This is a genomic window from Methyloversatilis sp. (genome assembly GCF_051861465.1).
Lineage (GTDB): Bacteria > Pseudomonadota > Gammaproteobacteria > Burkholderiales > Rhodocyclaceae > Methyloversatilis.
Map to the genome: position 1 here is coordinate 19,663 of NZ_JBHYCQ010000007.1, position 15,089 is coordinate 34,751.

Here is a 15,089-nt window from a genome sequence, read left to right on the forward strand (position 1 = left end):
GCCGTCTTGCGGATATTATTTTTTATCAACGATCGAAGTATCAGCTTCGCTTGCGTAACCGCGCAAGCAGTCGAGCGGAATGTCGCAATCGTATTTGACACTAATCAATTCGAGCAGCGGCAACAGCCGGTAGATCAGCGCAGGCAGCTGGGCATCGATCTCGTCGGACGCCCCGGACTTGATCAGCAGCAGCGCGCGCTCGATGCTCACGATGCCGGCTGTCCAGGCGAATTTCTGCGGCTCGCCGCCACTGCTGCGCACCGCGTTGCCGCCCTCGCGCTGTGCCATGTCGGCGCGCGCCACCGCCAGCCCGAGCATTTGCGACACCGAGTCGGCATTGTCGGACAGGCTGTTCGCCACACCGATGTTCAGGCTGATGCGCAGCGTCTGGCCGCGGTACTGCATGGCGGTCGCGGCGATCACGGTGCGCATGCGATTGGCGAACTGTTCTGCGCTGGCCAGGCTGATGTCCGGCGTGATGATCGCGAACTGGCCCTCGCCGATCTGCGAGAAGGTGTCTTCCCGCCGCACCTTGGTCGCCAGCACCTTGGCCAGCTTGCGCATGATGAGGTCGGTCACGTGCCGGCCGAAGCTGCGCACGATGTCGCCGAAATTGTCGATGCCGACGATCAGCACGCTGACCTCGCCGCGCTGGCGAACCGCTGCGGACAGCAGCTGGGCGCCGTGGATTTCCATGTACTGCGGCGTCGCCATGCCGGAATCGGGGTCGATCGGCGACGCATTCGCCAGCGCTTCGCGACTGTCGGCGAGCTGGCGTCGCGTGCTGTTGAGGCGGCTGGCCGATTCGATGCGCGCAATCAGTTCGACCGTGCCGATGCCCTTGGTGATGAAGTCGGTCGCGCCCAGTTCGCGCGCCCGTTCGCGGGCGGCGTCGTCTTCGTCGCCAGAAATCATGATCACCGGAATGTCGGCGATGCGCTGCACGCGCGACGAGCGCACGCGTTCGAGCAGGCCGTAGCCGTCGAGTTTCGGCATCGTCAGGTCGGACAGCACGACCTGGATCGAATCATCCACCAGCAGCGTCTGCCAGCCGGCTTCGCCATCGGCTTCTTCGCGAAAATCGAAGCGATCGCGGATGCGCTTGATGATGGACGCACGCACCATGCGCGAGTCATCGACGATCAGCACTTTGACCAGCGGCACCTTCACCGGCGACATCACGTCAGCATTCGTATTGCGGTCACTCATGGGCCCTGAAACCGGCTTTCAAGGGGATCGAACGCGTGATTGTAGGGGAAGCCGGCGCCGCGGCGGCGAGGTTTTGCGCCGCACCGGAATCGGCCGGCATCCGGTCGCGCGGTGTCCGCGACCGGATGCCGGCTGACCCGAAAACTTGGCAGGGTGGGCATGCATGCGTATATTCGCGACCCATGCGTCGAATACCCCTGACCCGGATATGCCTTTGTGCCGCACTGGCTCTGGCTGCCGCACTTCCCCTCGCCACACGTGCCGAACCGGTTGAACAGGCGCCGACAGGCTTTTCGCTGGACGACCTGTCCGGCGATCGGGTGGCGGAACATGCCGCCGCAGCCGCAGGCGCGGTCACCGATCTGCTCGACAGCGGTTTCGCGCTGCTCGGCATCCGCTACCGCTTCGGCGGCAACAACCCGCAAACCGGTTTCGACTGCAGCGGTTTCGTGCGTCACGTGTTTTCCGATGCGCTGGGCGTGCTGCTGCCGCGCACCGCCGTTGAGATGGCGCGCGTCGGTGCCCGCGTCGGGCGCGAAGACCTGCAGCCGGGCGATCTGGTGTTTTTCAACACGCTGAGCCGCACCTTTTCCCACGTCGGCATCTACATGGGTGACGACAAGTTCCTGCACGCCAATTCGCGCGGCGGCGGCGTGCGTATCGACGACATGACCGGCCGCTACTGGGCGCGCCGCTTCAATGGCGCCCGGCGCATCGACGTCGACAGTCAGGGCGCGACCGCACTCCGCTGAGTCTTCGGGCACTGCGCGCAGCGCACGGCCCCGCATCCCTCCAGCGCCTGCTTCAGCGCACACACCGACCGCCGGCACGCCACGACAGGCACCCCCTGCTCGCGCGCCGCTTCGCGGAACGCCTTCATCACGTTGTGACCGAGAAAATCGGTGAACAGGATGACCAGTTGGGTACCGCCCGGAAGGCGCGGCGCCGAGCGCTGGTGCTTGGGTTCGCGCCCGGTGATGTGATGGCCGATCTTCAATCCGAATTCAGCCAGCACGTCCGGAATGTTTCCGAGCCGGTCGGCGCCCACGAGTACGGCATCCATGCGCACATCCTTTATGAGAACAATTCTCATTCAAGATAGTGCAATTGCGAACACTTTGCAATTGCGAATCACTTCTGTTAAGTTTTCGCCGCCATCGGGCGGGACGGATTCCCCGCCCCCGCCCGCATGTGCATGAACCGTACTCAATGGAGCTTTCGATGACTTCCCGTCTGATCCGGCTGGCCGCAGCACTCGGTGTCAGCCTGCTGATTGCGCCCGCCGGCGCGCAGGACAAGGTGCTCAACCTCTACTCGGCCCGTCACTACCAGACCGACGAGGCGCTGTACGCAAATTTCACGCGCCAGACCGGCATCAAGATCAACCGCATCGAAGGCAAGGAGGAAGAACTGCTGGAGCGCATCCGCAACGAAGGCGCCAACAGCCCGGCCGACGTGTTCATCACGGTCGATGCGTCGCGTCTCGCCCAGGCCGACGGCTTCGGCCTGTTCGCACCGGTGAAGTCGGCGGTGCTCGAAAGCCGCATCCCGGCGCATCTGCGCGACCCGGAGTCGAACTGGTTCGCCTTTTCGACCCGGGCGCGCGTCATCGTCTACAACAAGCTCAAGCTGAAGGCGGCCGATGTGGCCAACTACGAAGATCTGGCCAAGCCGGCACTCAAGGGCAAGGTGTGTTCGCGGTCCGGCGCGCACCCGTACAACATTTCGCTCGGCGCCGCGCTGATCCAGCACATCGGCGAGGCGAAAACAGAAGAGTGGGCACGCGGCGTCGTGGCCAACTTCGCCCGCTCGCCCAAGGGCGGCGACACCGATCAGATCAAGGCGGTGGCGGCGGGCGAATGCGATGTGGCGGTGTCCAACACCTATTACCTCGTGCGGCTGCTGCGCTCGACCAAGCGCGAAGACCAGGCGCTGATGGAAAAGGTCGGCGTGGTGTGGCCGAACCAGTCGTCGTTCGGCACGCACATCAACGTGTCCGGCGGCGGCATGCTCAAGACCGCACCGAACAAGGACGCCGCAGTGAAGTTCCTCGAGTATCTGGCCTCGGACGAAGCGCAGACCTACTTTGCCGATGGCAACAACGAATGGCCGGTGGTGCCGTCGGTGCCGGTGTCGAACGCCGAACTCAGATCGCTCGGCAGCTTCAAGCCGGATACGCTGAATGTCGGTGAGCTGGCGAAGACCACCGCCCAGGCACAGAAGGTGTTCGACCGCGCCGGCTACCGCTGAGCGGCGCGCGGACGACAAAGGGCCCCGCCACTGGCGGGGCTTTTTTGTCTGCGCGGCGCGCACATCGATAGAATCGGGGCGATTGCCCTCCCCTGCCCCCCATGCTCGCCTCGCTCACACTCCTGCTCGTGTTCCAGCTGATCGGCGAAACCGTCGTGCAGTGGCTGCGCCTGCCGGTACCCGGACCGGTGCTCGGCATGCTGCTGCTGTTTGCCGCGCTGGTGGTCCGCGGCGAGGTGCCGCTCGCGCTGCGCGACACGGCCAACGGCCTGCTGCAGCACCTGTCGCTGCTGTTCGTGCCGGCCGGCGCCGGCGTCATGACGCACCTGGGCCTGCTGGCCACCGCCTGGCTGCCGATCAGCGTCGCCATCCTGCTCAGTACGGCCGTCACGCTGCTGGTCACCGCCTTCGTCATGCGCGCCGCCGCCCGCCAGCGATGAACCCGGAACTGCGCGAACTGTGGGTCTATCTGTCCACCTCGCCGCTGCTCGGGCTGACGCTGACCCTGCTCGCCTACCAGCTGGCGTACGCGGTCTACGTGAAACTGGGTTCGCATCCGCTGGCCAATCCGGTCGCCATCGCGGTCGCGCTCATCGTGGCCATCCTGACCTTCACCGGAACACCCTATGCGGTCTATTTCGAGGGCGCGCAGTTCGTGCACTTCCTGCTCGGACCGGCCACCGTGGCGCTGGCGGTGCCGCTGTATGCGCAGTGGCCAAGGCTGAAAAAGCTGTTCGGTGCATCGATGCTGGCGCTGGTCACCGGATCGGTGGTGTCGGTCGTGTCGGTGTGGCTGATCGCAGAAGCCTTCGGCGCCAGCGATCAGGTGCTGCGTTCGCTGGCGCCGAAGTCGGTCACCTCGCCGATCGGCATGGGCATTTCGGAAAAGATCGGCGGACTGCCGTCGCTGACCGCGGTGCTGATCATGCTGACCGGCATCGTCGGCGCGGTCATCGGGCCGGCGCTGCTGAAGGCGACCGGCACGCAGGACGATGCGATCCGCGGCTTCGCGATCGGCATGAGCGCGCACGGCATCGGCACCGCGCGCGCCTTCCAGATCAGTGAAACCGCAGGCGCCTTTTCGGCGCTTGCAATGGGATTGAACGGTGTCGTCACATCGATTGTGGTGCCCGTGCTCGTGCATGGACTCGCCTGACGGGGCGTGAACAACCGGCAGCGCTTCAGAATCGCGGGCTGTCGTACATCTCACGAGTTGCGCCATACTTATGGCCCCGCAGACGGACGAGACCCATCCGTTTCCGGCGTTGATCCGGCCACTTCCAGCAAAGCAGCAGATGACCTCGCATTCCAGTGAAAAGAAGTACCGCGCCATCGGCCAGTTGCCGCAAGGCGATGTGGTCGGCCATGGCGAGCCCGACCCTCCTGCAACCGCCGGGCCGGGTGCCGCCACGGGTACCACCTGCCGGCTGCCGACCAGCTATGGCGACTTCACGCTGCATGGCTATGCCGACCCGGCCACCGGGATGGAACATGTTGCACTGACGCTGGGCGACTTCTCCGACGGCGCACCGGTGCTGCTGCGCCTGCATTCGGAGTGCCTGACCGGCGACACGCTGTTCAGCCTGCGCTGCGACTGCGGCCCACAACTCGAAGCGTCGCTGCGCGCCATCGCCGCCGAAGGACGCGGCGCGCTGGTCTACCTGCGCCAGGAAGGCCGCGGCATCGGCCTGATCAACAAGATCCGCGCCTATGCGCTGCAGGACACCGGCGCCGACACCGTGGACGCCAACCGCATGCTGGGCTTCGCCGACGACGCACGCGACTACCGTTTCGCCGCGCACATCGTGCAGAGCCTGGGCATCCGCCAGGCCCGCCTGCTGACCAACAACCCGCTCAAAGTGCGCGCGCTCGAGGCACAGCAGATCGAAGTGATCGAACGCATTCCGCTGCACGCCGGCGCCAATCCGCTGAATCACCGCTATCTGTCCACCAAGGCCCAACGCATGGGTCACCTGCAGGATTGATGACAACCAACCCGCCCTCATGAGCCACATAGATGCGCAGGACTTCTGGTCAGACAAGTACCGCGCCGCCGGCGAGGCCTATCTGTTCGGCACCGCGCCGAACCGCTTCCTGCAGTCGCAGTCCGCACTGCTGCTGCCTGGCCAGCGCGCGCTGAGCATCGCCGACGGCGAAGGCCGCAACGCGGTCTGGCTGGCGGAACGGGGGCTGGACGTGACCGCGACCGAACTGTCGCCGGTCGCACTCGACAAGGCGGCGACGCTCGCCGCAGCGCGCGGCGTCAGCGTCGATTTCGCGCTGGCCGACGCGCTGCGCTGGACCTATCCGGACGAAGCCTTCGATCTGGTGGTCGGCATTTTCATCCAGTTTGCTGCGCCGGACGAGCGTCGGGCGCTGTTCGACAACATGAAGCGCACGCTCAAGCCGGGCGGGCACATCGTGCTGCAGGGCTACACGCCCAAGCAGCTCGATTACGGCACCGGCGGCCCGTCGGCGGTCGAAAACCTCTATACCGCCGCGCTGCTGCGCGATGCCTTCGGCGACTTCGAACTGGAGTGCCTGCAGGAATATGAATCGGAGCTGGACGAAGGCCTCGCGCATCGCGGGCATTCGGCACTGATCGGGATGGTGGCGAGGAAAAGGGTGACCGTCTAGCGATGACCGTCTAGCGGTAACCCTTCAGCCGGACTGACCGGCCGGCTGGTGCCCAGGAAGGGACTCGAACCCCCACGCCTCGCGGCGCCAGAACCTAAATCTGGTGCGTCTACCAATTTCGCCACCTGGGCAGGCGGCACGGATTCTATCAGGCAGGGCCGGCGGCACGCGCCCGGTATACTCCGCCACCCATGCCGGTCGAACACTACGAAAACTTTCCGGTCGCATCGAAGCTGATGCCACCCGCGCTGCGCGAACCGGTCGCCGCGATCTACTGGTTCGCCCGCCATGCCGACGATCTGGCGGATGAAGGCGACGCCGCGCCCGAAGCGAGGCGGGCCGCGCTCGAACTGTGCCGCGAACAGTTGCGCATCATCGAACGCGGCGGCGAACCGGACGACGCCATCCACCGCCGCCTCGCGCGCGCGGTGCGCCAGTGGTCGCTGCCGCTGCCGCTGTTCCACGACCTGCTCGACGCCTTCGCGCAGGACGTGGTGCAGACCCGCTACGCCAGCAAAGCCGAACTGCTCGACTACTGCCGCCGCTCGGCCAACCCGATCGGCCGCCTGCTGCTGTGCCTGTACAAGGTGGACGATGCCGCCAGCCTGGCGCAGTCGGACGCCATCTGCAGCGCGCTGCAACTGATCAATCACTGGCAGGACGTGGCGATCGACTGGCGCAAGAACGCCGACGGCATCCCGCCCGGCCGCGTCTACATTCCGCTCGATGCGATGGCGCGCTTCGACGTGACCGAAACGCATCTGGCGCAGTCGAACTGCGACGCCGCCTTCCGCGCACTGATGAAACACCTGGTCGATGACGCGCGCGCATTGATGCATTCGGGCATGCCGCTGGCCCGCACGCTGCCGGGTCGCACCGGCTGGGAGCTGCGTCTGGTCGTGCAGGGCGGGCTGCGCATTTTGCAGCGCATCGAGCAGGTCGATTACGATGTGTTCCGCCACCGCCCGAAACTGGGCCGTGTCGACTGGCCCGTGATCGGGTGGAAAGCCCTGAATTACCCATGACTCCCGACGAATACTGTCAGGACCGTGCCGCAAAGAGCGGCTCGTCCTTCTACTACAGCTTCCTGTTCCTGCCGCCGCCGCGCCGCCGCGCCATCACCGCGCTGTACGCCTTCTGCCGCGAGATCGATGACGTGGTCGACGAAACCACCGACATCAGCCTCGCGCGCACCCAGCTCGCCTGGTGGCGCACCCAGGTCGCCGCCTGCTTCGACGGCACGCCGGAACATCCGGTCTGCCTCGCGCTGATCCCGGCCATCCGCGAATTCAGCCTGCCGCGCGAGCAGCTGCTGGAAATCATCGACGGCATGGAAATGGATCTCGACCAGTCGCGCTATCTCGACTTCAAGGGGCTGCAGCTCTACTGCTACCGGGTCGCCTCGGTGGTGGGGCTGCTGGCAGCGCAGATATTCGGCAGCACGCAGCGCGAAACGCAGAAGTACGCGCACGATCTGGGCATCGCCTTCCAGCTCACCAACATCATCCGCGACGTGGGCGAAGACGCGCGGCGCGGTCGCATCTACCTGCCGGTCGATGAGCTGCAGCGCTTCAACGTGCGCGCCGCCGACATCCTGAACGCGCGCTACAGCGACGAATTCCGTCAACTGATGGAGTTCCAGATCGAGCGCGCACGGCATTACTACGAACAGGCGATGGCCGCGTTGCCGGCGGTCGATCGCGCGTCGCAGCGGCCCGGTCTGGTGATGGCGGCGATCTACCGCACCTTGCTTGACGAGATCGAGCGCGACGGCTGCCGCGTACTGGACCGGCGCATCGCGCTGACGCCGGTGCGCAAGCTCTGGCTGGCCTGGAAGACGTGGCTGCGCAGTTGAACACCGACCGGCCATCGGTCGCCATCGTCGGCGCCGGCTGGGCCGGGCTGGCCTGCGCGGTCGAGTGCGTGGCGCGCGGTGTGCGTCCGGTGGTGTTCGAGGCGGCGCCGCAGGTCGGCGGCCGTGCACGCGCGGTCGAGCTCGATGGTCTGGCGCTGGACAACGGCCAGCACATCCTGATCGGCGGCTATGTCGACACGCTGGCGATGATGCGCACCGTCGGTGCCGACCCGGACGTGCTGTTCGACCGCCTGCCGCTGTCGCTGCGCTTCACCGACGGCTTCGAACTGCGCGCCCGCTCCGGCTCGCCGTGGGCGCAGGCTGTCGCCTTCATGACCTGCCCGGGTCTGACCTGGGGCGACCGGCTGGCTGCACTGCGCCTGATGGCAGCGATCCGCCGGGCACCAGCCGCCGACGAAACGGTGACGCAGATGTTTGCGCGTACCCGCCAGACCGACACCAATGTGCGCTACCTGTGGGCGCCCCTGTGCATCGCCGCGCTGAACACCGCACTCGACGACGCGAGTGCCCGCGTGTTCTCCCAGGTGCTGCGCGACACACTGCTCGGGCGCGCCGGCGCCTCAGACGTGCTGCTGCCGCGCACCGATCTGGGCCAGCTGTTTCCGGCGCCGGCTGCCGCCTGGCTGACACGGCAGGGTGGCCAGCTGCGCGCGGGCGAGCGGGTGCGGACGATCTCGCCGCATGCGGACGGCTTCGCGCTCGATGTCGCCGGTGGCACGGAAGTGTTTGCACAGGTCGTCGTCGCCACCAGCCCGCACCACGTGCCGGCGCTGATCGGCGCCCTGCCGGGCACCGCGCGCATCGCGGCGGAGATCGCCTCCCTCGACTACGAACAGGTCACCACCGTGTTCGCCGATTTCGGCGAAGGCGCGCGCCTGCCGCAGGCCATGATGGGCTTCGCCGACGGCGTGCCGCACTGGATATTCGACCGCGGCGCGCTGGGCGGGCCGCCCGGATTGATGGCCTGCGTGGTGTCGGCCGCCGACGCCGCGCGCGACGACACCGAGCGCGCCGTCATCGACGCGGTAAGACGCGCCTTTCCGTCGCTGCCCGAACCGCGCCGGGTGCGCACGCTGACCGACCGGCGTGCGACCTTCCGCTGCACACCGGGCCGTGCCGCGATCGCACAGCCGGCCGACCCGCGACTGGCGCTGGCTGGCGACTACCTGCTGCCGCTTTATCCGGCAACGCTGGAATCGGCGGTGCGCAGCGGCATGGCCGCCGCCCGACGCGTGGCCGGCTGACGCGGGCATGACGATGCGCGACGGCGTCATCGCCTTGCTCCTCGCGCTGACGCTGACCGCCCCGGTGAGCGGGCAGCCCGCAGACCCCGCGCCGTTCAGTTTCGCCGCCTGGGGCGACGTGCCGTACAGCCGGGTCGAGCGCGACAAGGCGCTCGACATGCTGGCGGAACAGGCCGCGCTGCCACTGGCCTTTTCGATCCACATCGGCGACATCAAGAGCGGCGGCAGCCTGTGCGACGACGCCACGTTCGCCGACCGGCAGGCATTGCTCGACGGCTCGAGCCACCCGCTGATCCTGCTCGCAGGCGACAACGAATGGACCGACTGCGCGCGCGCATCGGCCGGCCGCTTTGCGCCGCACGAGCGACTGGACGCGCTGCGGGCGCGCTTCTTTGCGACCGGTGAATCACTCGGCCAGCGCCGCCTCGCGCTGACGCGGCAGCACTGCTGCGCGGAAAACGTGCGCTGGTCGCATCAGGGCGTGCTGTTCGCCGCGCTCAATGTGTCCGGCAGCGCACTGCCGCCGGGCCCGCGCAGTGCGCAGCTGGAAGATGCAACGCTGCACTGGCTGGACGACACCTTCGCACAGGCGCAGACGGGCGGCGCGCAGGCGCTGGTGATCGCCTTCCATGCCAACCCGGCGTTTGCCGATCATGCGAAAGGTACGCCGCGCCCGCGTTACCGGGCGCTGCTCGACCGCCTGGCCCTCGGTGCGGCCCGCTACGCGCGCCCGGTACTGCTGATCCACGGTGACACGCACCGTTACCGGGTCGATCAGCCGCTGCACGACCCGCGCAGCGGCGCCGTCCTCGACAACGTGATGCGGCTGGAGACGCACGGGTCGCCGTGGCTGGGCTGGACGCGGGTGAAGGTCGATCCGGCCGCCACGCCGCCGTTCAGCTTCGAAGCACGCCCGCAGTGGCTGGACTGACCGGACCGGACGTGCTCACTTCATGATCAGCGGGTCGATCATGATGTCGCGCGTGAAAAAGGTGTTCTGCTCGCCGGCGCAGCTCATGAAGCCGAGCGCTTCGCCGAAGCGCAGGAACTGCCCTTCGCGTTTCAGGTAGGCGTTCTGCGCCTGGTAGGCCTCGGTTTCGGTCTTCAGCGTGGTCGGGCAGTCGGCGAAGATGGCGTCGCCGCGCGCCTTGTGCTGCAGTACATGGACCAGTTCGTGCAGCAGGAAGGAGTTGTCGGCGGCGCTTTCCAGATCGAGCGTGTCGCGCACGTAGATGACGTAGCGCTCGGTTTCGAAGGTGGCGACGATATTGGTGCAGCCGTTGCCGGTCTCGGGACACACGGCATCCGCCAGGGCCTGTTCGCTCATGATTTCGATCGGCGGCAGGTCGGCGAGCGGAATTTCCGGATAGCCCGACAACTTGGCGGCCAGCGTCAGCAAAAAAGAAAGCAGTTCCTGGCTCACCATGGATGCGCGCTCCGGTCGGTCGATGGTCGGGTCGTCAAGCGCCCGCGCAGCGAAAGACAGCGGCTGGCACCGGTTCGTTCGCCGGCTACACTTGCGGCCCTTCACTGGCCTCCGCTAACTTGTTTCCAGCCACCCCACCCTGCCCGATGCGCATCGTCCTCGACACCAATGCCGTGCTCGATCTGCTGCTGTGGCACAACGCCGAACTCGACTGCGTTGCACAGGCGCTGGCGACCGGCCGTGCGCAGCTGGTGTGCGACGACGCCTGCCTGCGCGAATTGCGCACCGTGCTGCGCTATCCGAAGTTCGGGCTGGACGAGGTACAGGCGGCGGCGCTCCATGAAGCCTATTGCATGAAGCTGGAACTGTCGCCGCTGCCCGAATGCCCCGATACCGGCCAACCGCGCTGCCGCGACCGCGAAGACCAGAAGTTCTTCGATCTCGCAGTGCGCGCCGGCGCCGACCTGCTGGTGACGCGCGACCGCGCGCTGCTGCGGCTCGGCCGACATCGTCTGTGCCCGCCGACCTTGCGCATCCTCGCCCCGCCCGCCATCCAGACCTTGTTCGCCGCTGCAGGCGGTGAGTAATTCCCGGCTTCGGTCCCGGGTCGCAGATTCAAGCTTTTCGTGAGGTTTTGTAAGTCGGCCCTGCCTATACTCCGGCCGCTTCGACAGACGTGCGCAGACACGTCGCCCAACCCACTTCGCAACGCGCAACCCCGCGCGCCTTGCCTGCAGACACCCAGAGAGAGGCTCCGCATGACCCCCGCGCTCCGTCACACCCCGCTTGCGCTCGCCCTTGCGCTGATTGGCCAGTGCGCCAGCGCCGAAGAACTGAAGATTGCGCCGACCGTGGTCATCACCGGAACCCGGGTCGAGCAGAATTCCTTCGATCTGCCGATGGCCATCGATTCGATCGACAAGGCCACGATCCAGGAACAGCGCGGCACGGTGAATCTGTCGGAAGTGATCAACCGCGTGCCGGGCGTGGCTTCGGCCGGCAAGGAGAACTACACGCAGGAGCAATCGCTGACGATCCGCGGCTTCGGCGCGCGGTCGGCGTTCGGCGTGCGGGGCGTCAAGCTCATCGCCGATGGCATTCCAGCCAGCACGCCGGACGGCCAGGGCGGCACCGGCCTGTTCGATCTGGCATCGGCCAGCCGCATCGAAGTGCTGCGCGGCCCGTTCTCGGCCCTGTACGGCAACCACTCGGGTGGCGTCGTCCAGATCTTCACCGAAGACGGTCCGGACCGCTTCACGATCACGCCCAGCTTCCAGTTCGGCAGCTACGGCACGCAGCGCTCCGGCGTGAAGTTCGGCGACACCGTCGGCAATTTCAACTACACCGCCAGCGTGTCGGACTTCCGCACCGACGGCTACCGCGACTACAGCCGCTCGGACAAGCAGCAGGCCAATTTCAAGGCGCGCTGGATGCTCGGCGACAAGGCCTCGCTGACCTTCATCGGCAACTACATGCATCAGCAGGGCCAGGATCCGCTCGGCCTCACGTTTGCGCAGCTGAACAGCGATCGCCGGCAGCAGGGCACCTCCAACCGCAACCTCGCCGGCAACCCCGGAACCGCCGAATTCTTCGGCACGCGTCGCACGCTCGAAAACTCGCAGGGCGGCGTGGTGTTCGACACCGCCCTGTCCGACCGCGACAGCCTGCGCGCGATGTTCTACCTGGGCAATCGCAACAACGAACAGTACCTGGCGCTGAATGCGGGTACGCAGGACAACGTCACCGCATCCGGTGGCGTCTCGGTCTTCGATCGCGACTACTGGGGCACCAGCCTGCGCTGGACGCGCAAGCTCGAAACCGTCACGTTCAGCGTCGGCGCAGAGTACGAGCGCGCCGACGAAGCGCGCAAGGGCTACCGGAACGGTACGACCTCCAGCGGCGCGCAGGCGCTGGCCGCGGTTTTCGGCTTCCGGGGTGACCTCAAGCGCGACGAACGCAACGTGGCGGAACAGACGGGCACCTTCGTCCAGGGCGAGTGGGCCGTGACGAAGGACGTGTCGCTGTCGGGTGGCCTGCGCTACACGAAGATGGATTTCAAGTCGAAGGACAACTTCATCTGCAACGGCGGCTGCTCCGGCACGACGAATGCGGCGGGCGTGAATCCGGACGACAGCGGTTCAGCCTCGTTCAGCGACTGGACATCGGCCCTCGGCGCCATCTGGAAAGTGACCGAAACCAGCAACTTCTATGCGAACGCCGGGCGCAGCTTCGAGGCACCGACACTGATCGAACTGGCCTACCGTGCGGATGGTGGCGCAGGACTGAATTTCGATCTGAAGCCGTCGGTCAGCGACCACTACGAAATCGGCTTCAAGACTTTTCTGAACAATTCGACCCGGCTTGACGTGGCGGCTTTCTACATCGACTCGTCCGATGAGGTCGTCATCCGCAGCAATGAAAACGGGCGCGCGGTGTATCAGAACGCCGGCGACACGTCGCGCCGCGGCCTTGAACTGGCGATCGACTCCCGGCTGACCCGCGACATCGGCGCCTATGCGTCGCTGACGCTGATCAAGGCGGAGTTCGAGGATACGTTTGCCACCTGCCTGACGACACCCTGCGCGGTCAATCAGGCGACCACCGTCGATTCGGGCAACAAGATCGCTGGCGTCGCCAACAAGTCGTTCTTCGGCGAAGTCACCTACAAGCACGATCCGTGGGGCTTCAGCGGGGGCGTGGAGTACCGCGCCAGCGGCCGCATGTTCGGCGACGATACCAATCAGGTGCGGGTGGGCGGCTACGGCGTGGCATCGATCCGCGGCGGCTTCACGCAGACGGTCGGCGGCTGGAAGCTGAACGAATTCGCGCGCATCGACAACCTGTTCGACAAGGAATACGTCGGTTCGGTGTACATCAACGCCGGCAACGCGCTGACCGGTCGCTACTATGCGCCGGCGTCGGAACGCACCTGGCTGATCGGCGTGTCCGCCAGCTACGCGCTGTAAGTCGCCGTAGCGAGCCGGGGCAGCACGCGCAGCGCGTTCGCCCCGGTGGCCTGCACCAGCGTCTCTTCGCTGACACCACGGATGCCGGCAATCACCTGCGCGATGCGCGGGAGATTGGCCGGCTCGTTGCGTTCACCGGCGGCAAATTCGGGCGGAATATCGGGCGAGTCGGTTTCGAGCACCAGCGTGTCGAGCGGCAGTTCGGTCACCAGCCGGCGCAGGTTCAGCGCTCGCGCCCAGGTCACCGCGCCGCCGAAGCCCAGCGCGAAACCCAGCTTGATGAATTCGTCCGCCTGCTGGCGGCTGCCGTTGAAGGCGTGTGCGATGCCGCCGGGACCGGTCCGGCCGAACACCGCGCGCAGATGCTTCAGGATGCGGTCCTGACTGCGCCGCACGTGCAGCAGCACCGGTAGGCCGAAATCACGCGCCAGTCCGAGCTGGCGCACGAAATAGTCTTCCTGCAGCGTCGCGTCGATATGGGCGACGAAGAAGTCGAGGCCGATTTCGCCGACGGCGATCACGTCGGGGTCGTCGAGTTCGAGCGCCAGGGCGTCGATGTCGGACAGCTGTGCAGCGGGGATGTAAAGCGGATGGATGCCCAGCGCAAAGCGCAGGTCGGGCTGGCCGGCGCACACCGCCCTGACGCGACCGAAGCCTGGACGATCGACCGCCGGCAGCACGATGGCGCCGACGCCGGCCGCGCGAGCGCGTTCAATGATGCCCGCGCGGTCCGTGTCGAACTCGGATGCATCCAGATGGCAGTGCGTGTCGATCAGCATGGGCACAAGCATAGCGGCCCCTGCCCCGGAGTGCCGCCGGGTGACCGGCGGCACTGCGGAGATCAGCGCTTCTTCTTGCCCATTTCGTTGCCGATGGCGCCGCCGGCAATCGCACCGCCCACGGTACCGATGGTGCTGCCGCCGGTCAGCACCGATCCGGCGACACCACCGGCAGCCGCGCCGATCAGCGCATTGCTTTCGCTCTTGCTCATGCCGGCACAGCCGGTCATCAGCACCGCCATCGCAGACACGACAGCCAGGGTTTTCAGGGATCGGTTCGGGGTCGTCATCGCAGGTCTCCAGGTTCGGGAATGTCCGCCCCGTCATGCCGATGCGGCACAGGGCTTCGAAGCGAGTCTAGAAAAGCGGCAGGACGCCGGGTGTCGGCGGGCAGCACAGCCACGTGTCGGCGCCATCCGACAAGCAGGGAGGCATCAGACACAACAAGGCCGCGACGCTCTCGTGGGCGCAGCGGCCTGTGGGAGTGACCCCGATGGGCGTGGCGGCGTGTGGGAGCGGCGGCCTCGCCGCGATCGTGCTGCGACCATCGCCGTGCAAAGTGCGTATCGCGGCGAGGGCGGCGCGGGGGTTTCGGCGAGCACTGCTCGCCGCCCGCAGAGCCGGCTGGCCATGCAGGGCCAGCAGTGGATCGCCGCTCCCACACGCCGCCACTCCCAAAGGGCGCCGCTTCCGCCGCGACGG

The 15,089-nt window shown here is 66.7% G+C and carries 17 protein-coding genes and 1 tRNA gene; 12 read left to right on the top strand and 6 right to left on the bottom strand.

All coding sequences use genetic code 11. The features are described from left to right. Positions 1 to 15 precede the first annotated feature (15 nt). The gene (locus tag ACTIFF_RS11430; RefSeq protein ID WP_439536942.1) at positions 16 to 1,209 is read right to left on the bottom strand and encodes a GGDEF domain-containing response regulator; all 1,194 of its coding nucleotides are present in this window, start codon (positions 1,207 to 1,209) and stop codon (positions 16 to 18) included. A 182-nt stretch (positions 1,210 to 1,391) separates the two neighbouring features. Between ACTIFF_RS11430 and ACTIFF_RS11435 the strand changes: the two genes are divergently transcribed. Next, positions 1,392 to 1,961: a C40 family peptidase gene (locus tag ACTIFF_RS11435; RefSeq protein ID WP_439536943.1), complete on the top strand. Its 570-nt coding sequence runs from the start codon at positions 1,392 to 1,394 to the stop codon at positions 1,959 to 1,961. On the opposite strand, the gene ACTIFF_RS11440 is transcribed toward ACTIFF_RS11435, so the two are convergent. Beyond that, positions 1,937 to 2,272 carry a DUF2325 domain-containing protein gene (locus ACTIFF_RS11440; protein WP_439536944.1) on the bottom strand — a complete coding sequence of 112 codons (336 nt, stop codon included), beginning with the start codon at positions 2,270 to 2,272 and terminating at the stop codon, positions 1,937 to 1,939. The genes ACTIFF_RS11435 and ACTIFF_RS11440 overlap by 25 nt on opposite strands. Positions 2,273 to 2,430: 158 nt before the next feature. On the opposite strand from ACTIFF_RS11440, the gene ACTIFF_RS11445 reads away from it, so the two are divergent. The 5 genes from ACTIFF_RS11445 to ACTIFF_RS11465 all read left to right on the top strand — a co-directional run bounded on the left by ACTIFF_RS11445 (position 2,431) and on the right by ACTIFF_RS11465 (position 6,096). Continuing rightward, positions 2,431 to 3,459 carry a Fe(3+) ABC transporter substrate-binding protein gene (locus tag ACTIFF_RS11445; RefSeq protein ID WP_439536945.1) on the top strand — a complete coding sequence of 343 codons (1,029 nt, stop codon included), beginning with the start codon at positions 2,431 to 2,433 and terminating at the stop codon, positions 3,457 to 3,459. Between the two features lie 101 nt (positions 3,460 to 3,560). Continuing rightward, a complete protein-coding gene (locus tag ACTIFF_RS11450) occupies positions 3,561 to 3,899 on the top strand; it encodes a CidA/LrgA family protein (protein ID WP_439536946.1) in 339 nt (112 codons plus the stop codon). Next, a complete protein-coding gene (locus tag ACTIFF_RS11455; protein ID WP_439536947.1) occupies positions 3,896 to 4,615 on the top strand; it encodes an LrgB family protein in 720 nt (239 codons plus the stop codon). Before ACTIFF_RS11450 ends, ACTIFF_RS11455 begins: the two co-directional genes overlap by 4 nt. Before the next feature lie 139 nt (positions 4,616 to 4,754). Further along, entirely contained in the window at positions 4,755 to 5,444 is a 690-nt protein-coding gene (ribA, locus tag ACTIFF_RS11460; protein ID WP_439536948.1) for a GTP cyclohydrolase II, read from the top strand. A 19-nt stretch (positions 5,445 to 5,463) separates the two neighbouring features. Next, positions 5,464 to 6,096, top strand: a complete 633-nt coding sequence (locus tag ACTIFF_RS11465) for an SAM-dependent methyltransferase (RefSeq protein ID WP_439536949.1) — start codon at positions 5,464 to 5,466, stop codon at positions 6,094 to 6,096. A 46-nt stretch (positions 6,097 to 6,142) separates the two neighbouring features. On the opposite strand, the gene ACTIFF_RS11470 is transcribed toward ACTIFF_RS11465, so the two are convergent. Further along, positions 6,143 to 6,227: transfer RNA gene (locus ACTIFF_RS11470), tRNA-Leu, on the bottom strand. A 60-nt stretch (positions 6,228 to 6,287) separates the two neighbouring features. Between ACTIFF_RS11470 and hpnC the strand changes: the two genes are divergently transcribed. Genes hpnC through ACTIFF_RS11490 form a run of 4 tightly spaced genes read left to right on the top strand, consistent with a single transcriptional unit; the run spans position 6,288 to position 10,147 of the window. Then, complete coding sequence (hpnC, locus tag ACTIFF_RS11475; RefSeq protein ID WP_439536950.1) at positions 6,288 to 7,121, top strand: squalene synthase HpnC; 834 nt, start codon at positions 6,288 to 6,290, stop codon at positions 7,119 to 7,121. Continuing rightward, positions 7,118 to 7,951, top strand: a complete 834-nt coding sequence (hpnD, locus tag ACTIFF_RS11480) for a presqualene diphosphate synthase HpnD (RefSeq protein ID WP_069037720.1) — start codon at positions 7,118 to 7,120, stop codon at positions 7,949 to 7,951. Before hpnC ends, hpnD begins: the two co-directional genes overlap by 4 nt. Then, a complete protein-coding gene (hpnE, locus tag ACTIFF_RS11485; RefSeq protein WP_439536951.1) occupies positions 7,936 to 9,216 on the top strand; it encodes a hydroxysqualene dehydroxylase HpnE in 1,281 nt (426 codons plus the stop codon). The genes hpnD and hpnE overlap by 16 nt, the downstream gene beginning before the upstream one ends. A gap of 7 nt (positions 9,217 to 9,223) precedes the next feature. Beyond that, positions 9,224 to 10,147: a hypothetical protein gene (locus tag ACTIFF_RS11490; RefSeq protein ID WP_439536952.1), complete on the top strand. Its 924-nt coding sequence runs from the start codon at positions 9,224 to 9,226 to the stop codon at positions 10,145 to 10,147. A gap of 15 nt (positions 10,148 to 10,162) precedes the next feature. On the opposite strand, the gene ACTIFF_RS11495 is transcribed toward ACTIFF_RS11490, so the two are convergent. Then, positions 10,163 to 10,642, bottom strand: a complete 480-nt coding sequence (locus ACTIFF_RS11495) for a hypothetical protein (protein ID WP_439536953.1) — start codon at positions 10,640 to 10,642, stop codon at positions 10,163 to 10,165. A gap of 146 nt (positions 10,643 to 10,788) precedes the next feature. On the opposite strand from ACTIFF_RS11495, the gene ACTIFF_RS11500 reads away from it, so the two are divergent. Together ACTIFF_RS11500 and ACTIFF_RS11505 are read left to right on the top strand one after the other, a co-directional pair. Next, complete coding sequence (locus ACTIFF_RS11500; protein ID WP_439536954.1) at positions 10,789 to 11,229, top strand: putative toxin-antitoxin system toxin component, PIN family; 441 nt, start codon at positions 10,789 to 10,791, stop codon at positions 11,227 to 11,229. A gap of 171 nt (positions 11,230 to 11,400) precedes the next feature. Then, the gene (locus tag ACTIFF_RS11505) at positions 11,401 to 13,608 is read left to right on the top strand and encodes a TonB-dependent receptor family protein (RefSeq protein ID WP_439536955.1); all 2,208 of its coding nucleotides are present in this window, start codon (positions 11,401 to 11,403) and stop codon (positions 13,606 to 13,608) included. On the opposite strand, the gene ACTIFF_RS11510 is transcribed toward ACTIFF_RS11505, so the two are convergent. Together ACTIFF_RS11510 and ACTIFF_RS11515 are read right to left on the bottom strand one after the other, a co-directional pair. Beyond that, positions 13,596 to 14,387 (bottom strand): TatD family hydrolase, encoded by a 792-nt coding sequence (locus ACTIFF_RS11510; protein WP_439537118.1) that lies wholly within the window; start codon positions 14,385 to 14,387, stop codon positions 13,596 to 13,598. The two genes, ACTIFF_RS11505 and ACTIFF_RS11510, sit on opposite strands and share 13 nt — an antisense overlap. Positions 14,388 to 14,449: 62 nt before the next feature. Then, the gene (locus ACTIFF_RS11515; protein ID WP_305633299.1) at positions 14,450 to 14,677 is read right to left on the bottom strand and encodes a glycine zipper 2TM domain-containing protein; all 228 of its coding nucleotides are present in this window, start codon (positions 14,675 to 14,677) and stop codon (positions 14,450 to 14,452) included. Positions 14,678 to 15,089 lie beyond the last annotated feature (412 nt).

Excerpts from the sequence above, each read along its gene's own strand:
- ribA (WP_439536948.1), top strand. The coding sequence starts at position 4,755 with ATGACCTCGCATTCCAGTGAAAAGAAGTACCGCGCCATCGGCCAGTTG.
- ACTIFF_RS11505 (WP_439536955.1), top strand. The coding sequence starts at position 11,401 with ATGACCCCCGCGCTCCGTCACACCCCGCTTGCGCTCGCCCTTGCGCTG.
- ACTIFF_RS11515 (WP_305633299.1), bottom strand. The coding sequence starts at position 14,677 with ATGACGACCCCGAACCGATCCCTGAAAACCCTGGCTGTCGTGTCTGCG.
- ACTIFF_RS11445 (WP_439536945.1), top strand. The coding sequence starts at position 2,431 with ATGACTTCCCGTCTGATCCGGCTGGCCGCAGCACTCGGTGTCAGCCTG.
- ACTIFF_RS11450 (WP_439536946.1), top strand. The coding sequence starts at position 3,561 with ATGCTCGCCTCGCTCACACTCCTGCTCGTGTTCCAGCTGATCGGCGAA.
- ACTIFF_RS11500 (WP_439536954.1), top strand. The coding sequence starts at position 10,789 with ATGCGCATCGTCCTCGACACCAATGCCGTGCTCGATCTGCTGCTGTGG.
- ACTIFF_RS11440 (WP_439536944.1), bottom strand. The coding sequence starts at position 2,272 with ATGGATGCCGTACTCGTGGGCGCCGACCGGCTCGGAAACATTCCGGAC.
- ACTIFF_RS11465 (WP_439536949.1), top strand. The coding sequence starts at position 5,464 with ATGAGCCACATAGATGCGCAGGACTTCTGGTCAGACAAGTACCGCGCC.
- ACTIFF_RS11495 (WP_439536953.1), bottom strand. The coding sequence starts at position 10,642 with ATGGTGAGCCAGGAACTGCTTTCTTTTTTGCTGACGCTGGCCGCCAAG.
- ACTIFF_RS11510 (WP_439537118.1), bottom strand. The coding sequence starts at position 14,387 with ATGCTGATCGACACGCACTGCCATCTGGATGCATCCGAGTTCGACACG.
- ACTIFF_RS11430 (WP_439536942.1), bottom strand. The coding sequence starts at position 1,209 with ATGAGTGACCGCAATACGAATGCTGACGTGATGTCGCCGGTGAAGGTG.
- hpnD (WP_069037720.1), top strand. The coding sequence starts at position 7,118 with ATGACTCCCGACGAATACTGTCAGGACCGTGCCGCAAAGAGCGGCTCG.
- ACTIFF_RS11455 (WP_439536947.1), top strand. The coding sequence starts at position 3,896 with ATGAACCCGGAACTGCGCGAACTGTGGGTCTATCTGTCCACCTCGCCG.
- ACTIFF_RS11490 (WP_439536952.1), top strand. The coding sequence starts at position 9,224 with ATGACGATGCGCGACGGCGTCATCGCCTTGCTCCTCGCGCTGACGCTG.
- hpnC (WP_439536950.1), top strand. The coding sequence starts at position 6,288 with ATGCCGGTCGAACACTACGAAAACTTTCCGGTCGCATCGAAGCTGATG.
- ACTIFF_RS11435 (WP_439536943.1), top strand. The coding sequence starts at position 1,392 with ATGCGTCGAATACCCCTGACCCGGATATGCCTTTGTGCCGCACTGGCT.